The organism is Stenotrophomonas sp. STEN054, from assembly GCF_056854535.1.
This window is the reverse complement of record NZ_JBXFWG010000031.1, coordinates 40248-47858: the sequence shown is the minus strand read 5'-3', so window position 1 is coordinate 47858 and position 7611 is coordinate 40248. Positions and strand designations below refer to the sequence as shown.

At 66.1% G+C, this 7611-nt stretch carries 5 protein-coding genes; all 5 read left to right on the top strand.

The window, feature by feature from the left end; genetic code table 11:
* Window positions 1-291: 291 nt before the first annotated feature.
* The 5 genes from AC1VXD_RS13280 (at window position 292) to mdcA (ending at window position 7607) form a co-directional block, all read left to right on the top strand.
* Window positions 292-876 (top strand): hypothetical protein, encoded by a 585-nt coding sequence (locus AC1VXD_RS13280; protein ID WP_482992434.1) that lies wholly within the window; start codon window positions 292-294, stop codon window positions 874-876.
* A gap of 43 nt (window positions 877-919) precedes the next feature.
* Window positions 920-1366: a GNAT family N-acetyltransferase gene (locus AC1VXD_RS13275; protein ID WP_482992433.1), complete on the top strand. Its 447-nt coding sequence runs from the start codon at window positions 920-922 to the stop codon at window positions 1364-1366.
* A gap of 153 nt (window positions 1367-1519) precedes the next feature.
* Window positions 1520-3208: a malate dehydrogenase (quinone) gene (gene mqo / locus AC1VXD_RS13270; protein ID WP_482992432.1), complete on the top strand. Its 1689-nt coding sequence runs from the start codon at window positions 1520-1522 to the stop codon at window positions 3206-3208.
* A gap of 321 nt (window positions 3209-3529) precedes the next feature.
* Window positions 3530-5719, top strand: coding sequence for a TonB-dependent siderophore receptor (locus AC1VXD_RS13265; RefSeq protein WP_482992431.1), 2190 nt, complete (start codon window positions 3530-3532; stop codon window positions 5717-5719).
* Between the two features lie 244 nt (window positions 5720-5963).
* Window positions 5964-7607, top strand: coding sequence for a malonate decarboxylase subunit alpha (gene mdcA / locus AC1VXD_RS13260; protein ID WP_482992430.1), 1644 nt, complete (start codon window positions 5964-5966; stop codon window positions 7605-7607).
* Window positions 7608-7611: the final 4 nt, after the last annotated feature.

Genomic DNA, 7611 nt, shown 5'->3' with positions numbered 1-7611 from the left:
GTTGAGGGGGACGCCGTGAACCCATCCATGGGGGCTTGGTCGCGCCATCCATGGCGCTCACACCCCCTCAACCGGACCCACCCCGCCTTCGACAGTTTCCTGCGAGCTGTTGGAACCTGCTGCTGATGATGCTTCTGCTGATGGTGCTGCTGATGGTGCTGCTGGTGGTGGGTGCCGACCGTTGGTCGGCACGAGGGCGGATCCCGTTGCCGCGCAACGGGCTCTGACCCCATTTTTTGGGGCTGGTTTCTGTGCCAGCATCGCGGCATCCGACCTTCTGGGGGCTGGGCGATGCAGACCGATCCGGTGTTCCTGCATATCCGCGTGGTGATGGGCATCATCCTGGGCCTGTCGATCACCACGCTGCTGAAGGGGCTGGCGCAGATCATCGAGCACCCGCAGCGGCGTGGCTGTTCGGCCCTGCACCTGTGCTGGGTGGCGTGGACGCTGGTGTCGCTGGTGACGTTCTGGTGGTGGGAATTCCGCCTGATCCAGGTGCATCAGTGGACCTTCGAGATCTATCTGTTCGTGATCGCTTACTGCGCCACGTGGTTCCTGCTGTGCGCCCTGCTGTTTCCCGATGACCTGCGCGATTTCGGCAGCTACGGCGCCTACCTGTTGCAGCGCCGGCGCTGGATCTTCAGCGTGATCGCCACGCTGACGCTTCTGGATCTTGTGGATACCGCGATCAAGGGGCAGAGTCGCTGGCGTCTGCTGGGCGAGGAGTATCCGCTGCACACGGCGCTGATGCTGGTGGTCTGCGTGCTGGGCTGGAACCTGCGCACCGCGCGCGCGCAGGTGGTGCTGGCGGGAGTGGCGCTGGCGTACCAGGTGGGCTACTTCGCCGCGGAGTACTTCACCATCGGCAGTGATTGAATGCTTCCACCGGGCATGGCCCGGCGCTATTGAAGGAACCTGCATGACGATCCACTACCGCCCCGCCCTTGCCACTGATGCGGCTGCCTGCATCGACCTGCGCGGGCGTACCCGCGAGAACGCCTTCAACGCCGCGCAGCTGGCCGAACTGGGCATCACCGCGGAAAGCTGGGCGGCAGGCATCGCCGGGGGCGATTTCGTCGGCCGCATCGCAGAGCACGACGGCACGGTGGTCGGCTACGGCTTCGCCGACCGCGACAGTGGCGAGGTGCTGGTGCTGGCGCTGCTGCCGGACTACGAAGGCCGCGGCATCGGCCAGCGCCTGCTGCAGGAGGTGGTCGGACTCGCCCGCGCCGCCGGCCATCGCCGCCTGTTCCTGGCCTGCTCGGCCGATCCGCGCTCGCGTTCGCATGGTTTCTACCGGCACCTGGGCTGGCAGGCCACCGGCGAGGTGGACGAGGCGGGCGACGAGATCCTGGAACTGGTCTGAGCACATGACGCCGGGGAGCGGAATGCTGCATTGCATCAAAACCGGACCGGATCGGGTTAAAATCGCGCCAGGTTGCTGCAAGGCATTGTTTCTTCACGCCATTTGCTGTCCCAGCGCGCATCCTGCCCCCTTCCCCACGCCCAAGTCATTCCCATGAAGAAATTTGGCAAGGCTCTTATCGCCCTGCTCGTGCTGCTGTTGCTGGCCGCCGCGCTGTTCCTGTACTGGCCGCTGACCCAGCGCTCGGTGCCCGCCGCCAGCAACGACAAGCCGGTCGACGTCGTCCTGGTCGGTGCCGGCATCATGAGCATCACCCTGGCCACCTACCTGCAGGAACTGCAGCCGGACTGGAACATCCAGGTCTACGAGCGGCTCGACACCGTCGCCGGCGAAAGCTCGGACGGCTGGAACAACGCCGGCACCGGCCACTCGGCATTCGCCGAACTGAACTACACCCCGGAACTGCCCGACGGCAGCATCGAGACCAAGCGCGCGGTCGGCATCGCCGAATCGTTCGAGGTCTCGCGCCAGTTCTGGTCGCACCAGGTGAAGGAAGGCCGGCTGAGCCAGCCCAGCGACTTCATCAACCCGACCCCGCACATGAGCTTCGTCTGGGGCGATGACAACATCGCCTACCTGCACAAGCGCCAGCAGGCGCTGGTGAAAAATCCGCTGTTCTACGGCATGCAGTACTCGGAGGATCCGGCGCAGATCAAGCAGTGGGCACCGCTGCTGATGGAAGGCCGCGACCCGAAGCAGAAGGTCGCTGCGACCTGGATGCCGCTCGGTACCGACGTCAACTTCGGCGTCATCACCCGCCAGCTGACCGCCGGCCTGCAGCGCAGCCCGAACTTCGGCCTGCACCTGGAACATGAAGTGAGCGCGCTGCGGCAGAACGCCGACAAGAGCTGGAACGTGACGGTGAAGGACCTCAAGGCCGGCACCGAGACCACCACCCATGCCCGCTTCGTGTTCATCGGTGCCGGTGGCGCCGCGCTGAAGCTGCTGCAGATGTCCGGCATTCCCGAATCGAAGGATTACGCCGGCTTCCCGGTGGGCGGCCAGTTCCTCGCCTTCCAAGGCGCGGACGTGACCTCGCGCCACCACGTGAAGGCCTACGGCATGGCCGAAACCGGTTCGCCGCCGATGTCGGTGCCGCACCTGGATGCGCGCAAGCTCGATGGCAAGCCGGTGATCCTGTTCGGGCCTTTCGCCCTGTACAGCACCAAGTTCCTCAAGCACGGCTCGTGGTGGGACCTGTATTCGTCGGTCAACCACAACAACGTCGGCCCGATGCTGTCGGTGGGCAAGGACAACCTGGACCTGGTGCAGTACCTGATGGCCCAGGCGCGCCTGGATGATGCCGACCGTCAGGCCGAGCTGGTCAAGTACTTCCCCAACGCCAAGCCGACTGACTGGAAGCTGGTGACGGCTGGCCAGCGCGTGCAGATCATCAAGCGCGACCCGTTGAAGGGCCCGGTGCTGCAGTTCGGCACCGAGATCGTGACCGACAAGGACCACACCCTGGCCGCCCTGCTGGGTGCCTCGCCGGGTGCCTCGACCTCGCCGCCGATCATGCTGGACCTGATGGCCAAGGCCTTCCCGGAACAGATGAAGGCCGGCTGGGAAACCCGCCTGCGCGGGATCGTGTCGTCGTATGGGCGCAAGCTCAATGACAGCGCCGCGCTGACCAACGAGATCCGCACGCAGACCAGCCAGACCCTGCACCTGCCGTATCTGGACGTGCCGGTGGAAGCCGGTGCGACGCCGGCGCTGGCCCCGGCCGCTGCGCCGGCCGCGCCGGAAAAGCGCAACGCCAACGAGGAGCTGCAGGCGCTGTAAGCCTGCTTGCCCGCTGCGGTACACGGACGGCCACCTTCGGGTGGCCGTTCGTATTTGGGCGGCTCCCTGGTGTAAAGCCGAGCCCATGCTCGGCTCCAGCCAAATGCAGCCGAGCATAGGCTCGGCTCTACAGAAGGCGGTGCCCGGCGCCGGGACGCCCATGTCCACTGATACGAATTGTAATGTTGTTAAGAATTATTTACATTTGCGCCCTGCGAAGCGACTGCGCCCTCCCAGATGGACCTGATGTGCCCGAAGCCGTCGCCCCGGGTACTGGACGACTGTCGCCACCCTTCCCCGCTTCCAACCCTCGAGCCCACCATGTCCTTGACCCTGCGTAACCGCCTGCCCCGCCGCGCGCTGCTGCCGGCGGCCCTGCTTTCGTCGCTGTCCCTGCTGGCGGCGCCCAGCGCGTTTGCTGCCGCCGATGCCTCCGACGCCAAGACCCTGGACCGGGTGAGCGTGCGCGCGGAGCAGACGGCACCGCCGTCGAGCACCACCCGCCTGCCGATCACGCTGCAGGAAACCCCGCAGTCGTCGACGGTGATCGGCCTGGAGCGACTGCAGAACGAATCGCTGTTCAGCATCAACGACGTGATGCGCAACGTCACCGGCGTCAGCGTGTCCTTCTATGACACCCAGCGCCCGCTGTACTACGCGCGTGGTTTCGCCATCACCGATTTCCAGGTCGACGGCATCCCCACCTACAGCGGCTCGACCAACCAGGAATACGACACCGCCTTCTACGACCGCGTGGAAGTGATCCGCGGTGCCAACGGCCTGCTCAGCGGCGCCGGCGTTCCGTCGGCCACGGTCAACCTGCTGCGCAAGCGCCCGGGCAAGGAATTCGACGCCTCGTTCTCGGTCAGCGCCGGCAGCTGGGATTACCGCCGCATGGAGGCGGATGTGACCGCGCCGCTGACCACCGATGGCCGCTTCCGCAGCCGCGTGGTCGCCGCCTATACCGATCGCGATTTCTATTACGACCGCTACAAGGAAAACAAGATGGCCGGCATGGCCGTGCTGGAAGGCGACCTGACCGACAGCACCACGGTCACCGTCGGCTACCAGACCCAGGACAACAACCCGGTGGGTTCGACCTGGGGCACCGTGCCGTTCTTCGACAGCCAGGGCAATTTCGCCCACCTGCCGCGCTCGACCAACGTGTCGCCGAAGTGGAGCTACTGGCAGCGCGAAACCAGCACCGTGTTCGCCAACCTCGAGCAGCGCTTCGGTGACGACTGGCTGCTGAAGGTCAACACCTCCTACACCCGCGGCAACGTGCAGAACGTGCGCCTGTACGGCACCGGCAACCCGAACCCGGTGGACGGCTCGGGCATCTTCCTGCGCGCCGCCGCCGGCGATGCCGAAGACACCCGCCGCAACGTCGATGCCTACCTGACCGGCACCTTCAGCCTGTGGGGCCAGGAGCACGACGTGACCCTTGGCACGCAGTGGTCGGACCTGGAAGCCACCACCCACACCACCACGCTGAACTTTCCGAGCGACTGGGCGCGCTGCGGTAACGAGCGCTGCTACTACATCCCCAACATCTACGACTGGAACGGCGACATCTCCGAGGTGACCTACACCCGCACCGGTGCGCGCCGCCTGGCCAGGACCACACAGAGTGGCGTGTACCTGGCCACCCGCCTGCGCCTGGCCGACCCGCTGGCGCTGATCGCCGGCGCACGCCTGAGCCGCTGGGAAACCCGCACCCGCACCTACAACGCCACCGGCGCGTACACCGGCACCAGCGGTGCGTACAAGGTCAGCGACGAAGTCACGCCGTACGTGGGCCTGGTCTACGACATCACCCCGGACGTGTCCGTCTACGCCAGCTACACCGAGATCTTCAACCCGCAGAACTACAAGGACAGGAACGAGAACCTGCTGGCGCCGGTGCAGGGTTCCAACGTCGAAGCGGGCATCAAGACGCAGTGGTTCGACGGCCGCCTGACCGCCAATGCGGCGGTGTTCGAAGCCAAGCAGGACAACTACGCGGTGCGTGACATGAGCGTGCCGGACGGTTCGCTCAGCGATGGCAGCTCGGCCTACATCGGTATCAACGGCACCAAGGCGCGCGGCTGGGAAATGGACATCAACGGCGAGATCCTGCCCGGCTGGACGGTCAATGCCGGTTTCACCCACGTCAAGGTCACGCGCGCCGCGACCGACCTGCTGTACGCGAACCCGGCCGAGGACCTGCTGCAGCTGAACACCCAGGTGCGCCTGCCCGGCGTGCTCGACCGCCTGAGCGTCGGCGCCGGCGTGCAGTGGCAGAGCAAGGTGCAGGGCTACAACATCCCCTACCCGCTGGGCGGCACGGTGACGGTGAACCAGCCGGCCTATGCGCTGGTGCAGTTCAACGCCAACTACCGCATCAGCGACAACTGGACGGCGACGCTGAGCGTGCGCAACGCGCTGGACAAGACCTACTGGGCCAACCTGGACTACAACAACTACGGCGAACCGCGCTTCGTGGCGGCCAGCCTGCGCTGGAAGTTCTAAGGTCGCCGCATGCCCGGGGTCGTATCCCTTTCCGCAGGAAAGGGCTCTGACCCCACACCGGGCGCAATCCCGGTGGGGGCCGACCGTTGGTCGGCACTTGCCTCCCCCGCACTGCCACGACCAAGGGTCGTGGCCTACATGAATGGGCCCGCCTGCGTGCGGGCCCTTTTTTTGCTGCGCTGCGGGTTGCACACCGCTCCATAATTATGCCGTAATTATTCCAACACCAATCGGAAGCCGTTGGATGAACCCGAGCTGGGATACGTTGGAACGCAGCCGCCAGGCCCGCTTGGAACGGGCCGCGCCCTGGACCAGGGGCCGCGAGGTCGCCGCCGCGGATGTGGCCGAACTGCTGCACGCCCTGCTGGAACCGGGCGACAAGGTCTGCCTGGAGGGCAACAACCAGAAGCAGGCCGATTTCCTCGCCCAGTCCCTCGCCGATCTGGACCCCGCCCGCGTGCACGACCTGCACATGGTGCAGTCGGTGCTGTCCCTGCCCTCGCACCTGGATGTGTTCGAGCGCGGCATCGCGTCGAAGCTGGACTTCTCGTTCTCCGGACCGCAATCGGTGCGGCTGGCCAACCTGGTAGCCGAGGGACGCATCCAGATCGGTGCCATCCACACCTACCTGGAACTGTTCGGCCGCTACTTCATCGACCTCACCCCGCGCGTGGCGCTGGTCGCCGCGCAGGCCGCCGACCGCCACGGCAACCTCTATACCGGCCCAAACACCGAAGACACTCCGGTGATCGTCGAGGCCACCGCCTTCGGTGGCGGCATTGTCATCGCCCAGGTCAACGAAATCGTCGACACCCTCCCCCGCGTCGATATCCCCGCTGACTGGGTCAACTTCGTGGTGCAGGCGCCGCGCCCGAACCACATCGAACCGCTGTTCACCCGCGACCCGGCACAGATCTCCGAGATCCAGGTGCTGATGGCGATGATGGCCATCAAGGGCATCTACGCCGAGTACGGCGTCAACCGCCTCAACCATGGCATCGGCTTCGACACTGCGGCCATCGAACTGCTGCTGCCCACCTATGCCGAATCGCTGGGGCTGAAGGGCAAGATCTGCCAGCACTGGGCGCTGAACCCGCACCCGGCACTGATTCCGGCGATCGAATCGGGCTTCGTCAAATCGGTGCATTCGTTCGGCTCGGAACTGGGCATGGAGAAGTACATCGCCGCACGTAGCGATGTGTTCTTCACCGGCGCGGACGGTTCGATGCGCTCCAACCGCGCGTTCTCGCAGACCGCCGGCCTGTATGCCTGCGACATGTTCATCGGCTCGACCCTGCAGATCGACCTGCAGGGCAACAGCTCCACCGCCACCCGCGACCGCATCGCCGGCTTCGGCGGCGCACCCAACATGGGCTCCGATGCACGCGGCCGCCGCCACGCCAGCGATGCCTGGATCAAGGCCGGCCAGCAGGCCGCGCGGCCGGGCGAGATGCCGCGCGGGCGCAAGCTGGTGGTGCAGATGGTGGAAACCTTCCGCGAGCACATGGCGCCGGCCTTCGTTGAACGCCTCGATGCCTGGGAACTGGCCGAGCGCGCGGACATGCCGCTGCCGCCGGTGATGATCTACGGCGACGACGTCAGCCACGTGCTGACCGAGGAAGGGATCGCCAACCTGCTGCTGTGCCGCACGCCGGAGGAACGCGAACAGGCGATCCGCGGCGTCTCCGGTTACACCGCCGTCGGCCTCGGCCGTGACCGCGCGATGGTGGAAAACCTGCGCGACCGCGGCGTGATCCGTCGTCCTGAAGATCTCGGCATCTCGCCGCGCGATGCCAGCCGAGACCTGCTGGCCGCGCGTTCGGTGAAGGACCTGGTGCGCTGGTCCGGCGGCCTGTACGACCCGCCCAAGCGCTTCCGCAACTGGTAAGGGG

Excerpts from the sequence above, each read along its gene's own strand:
- AC1VXD_RS13280 (WP_482992434.1), top strand. The coding sequence starts at position 292 with ATGCAGACCGATCCGGTGTTCCTGCATATCCGCGTGGTGATGGGCATC.
- AC1VXD_RS13275 (WP_482992433.1), top strand. The coding sequence starts at position 920 with ATGACGATCCACTACCGCCCCGCCCTTGCCACTGATGCGGCTGCCTGC.
- mqo (WP_482992432.1), top strand. The coding sequence starts at position 1,520 with ATGAAGAAATTTGGCAAGGCTCTTATCGCCCTGCTCGTGCTGCTGTTG.
- AC1VXD_RS13265 (WP_482992431.1), top strand. The coding sequence starts at position 3,530 with ATGTCCTTGACCCTGCGTAACCGCCTGCCCCGCCGCGCGCTGCTGCCG.
- mdcA (WP_482992430.1), top strand. The coding sequence starts at position 5,964 with ATGAACCCGAGCTGGGATACGTTGGAACGCAGCCGCCAGGCCCGCTTG.